A 1,569-nucleotide genomic window follows, 5' to 3' on the forward strand; every position below is an offset into this window, starting at 1 on the left:
CGAACGCCGGCCGCGGACGGCAAGTCGGCTTACTTGCAATATCAGAATGTGTTGCCGGTGGTGTTCGGCATTTCACCGCCCGAGGACCGCGCGGCCATCGTTCGCAATCTCAACGACAACCTGATCTCTAACGACTATCACCTGTCCTCGACCGGCGTGTTCTCCGGTCGCCATCTACCATTGCTGCTCACGGACTTCGGCTACAGCGATACGGTGTACAAGCTGGTGACACAGACCAGCGCGCCGAGCTGGGGCCACTGGATCGAGAACGATCTGCAGACCATGTTGGAGGGCTGGTCGCTACAAAGCCGCTCCTACGATCATCATTACTGGGGCTCGATCAGCTCCTGGTTCTACCAAGGCCTGGCCGGCATCCGGCCGACTCAACCTGGATACGCCGGCATTACGATTCGGCCAGTCACACCCGATGGGCTCGATTGGGTGCGAGCTAGCGTCGATACCGTCGTCGGTCGCATCGAATCCAAGTGGCAACGCGTTGGACGGAATATTTCGCTCGAAGTCGGCATCCCGCCGGGATCGAGAGCGCAGGTGTTCTGCGGCGATCAGGTTCTTGACCTCGCCGCCGGCGCGTACAAGTTTGAGTGTGGGCCGGCTAAGTAACCAGATTCGTAGGGAGATGAACATGACTCCGCGGGCTCTTTTTCTGTTGCTATTCGCTGCTGCGGCGACAGCCAATGCCGCCACCTGCGAGAGCCTGAAATCCGTAGCGTTGCCGGACACGACCATCGAGTCGAGTTCAGTCATCGTCGCCGGATCGTTCAAAGACCCGAGCGTGCCCTGGGCTTTGCCGGCGGAGCTCCCTGAGCATTGCCGCGTCATCGGCACCATCAAGCCCACCGCTGATTCGAATATTCGTTTCGAAGTCTGGTTACCGGTGCCGGCTGTTTGGAACGGCAAACTGCAGGGCGCGGGCAACGGCGGCTTTGCCGGCTCCATCAATTATCACGGCGGCTTGGTCGAAGCCGTGCAGCGTGGCTACGCTGGTGTGAGCACTGACACTGGTCACACGGCTACTACGAACGAAGACGTCACGTGGGCTAAGGGTCATCCCGAGAAGCTGATCGACTTCGGTCATCGCGCCATTCATCTAATGACGGTGAATGCCAAGGCCATCATCAAGTCTTACTACGGCGAAGGACCGAAGCGTTCGTACTTCGCGTCTTGTTCCAACGGCGGTCGTCAGGCGCTGATGACGGCTCAGCGTTATCCCGAAGACTACGACGGCATCATCGCCGGTGCGCCAGCGAACAACTGGACGGGGTTGATGCTCGGCTTCCTGTGGAATTCACAGGCCATGCTCAAGCCGGATGCGTATGTCACTGCGTCTCACTCGGCTGCATTGGATGCCGAGGTCAACAGTCAGTGCGACACGCTCGACGGCGTGAAGGATCAGATCGTCGGTGCGCCACTGGCTTGTAAGTTTCAGCCGGAGAAGTTGCGGTGTACGGGCAAACCGTCGAAGTGGTGTTTGACCGATCCGCAGATCGGCGCGCTGCAGGCCATCTATCAAGGGCCTCGCACTGCCTCGGGTGCCCAGCTGTTCTCCGG

General features: G+C 59.7%; 2 protein-coding genes. Both read left to right on the top strand.

Annotated elements, in window-relative coordinates; genetic code table 11:
- Window positions 1-621 (top strand): alpha-L-rhamnosidase C-terminal domain-containing protein (locus JNL55_RS22030; RefSeq protein WP_293858966.1); only part of this gene is annotated, 621 nt, incomplete at its 5' end.
- Window positions 622-643: 22 nt separating this feature from the next.
- Window positions 644-1,569 (top strand): tannase/feruloyl esterase family alpha/beta hydrolase (locus JNL55_RS22035; protein WP_293858969.1); only part of this gene is annotated, 926 nt, incomplete at its 3' end.

The sequence above is a fragment of the Steroidobacter sp. genome, from assembly GCF_016790065.1.
Lineage (GTDB): Bacteria > Pseudomonadota > Gammaproteobacteria > Steroidobacterales > Steroidobacteraceae > Steroidobacter.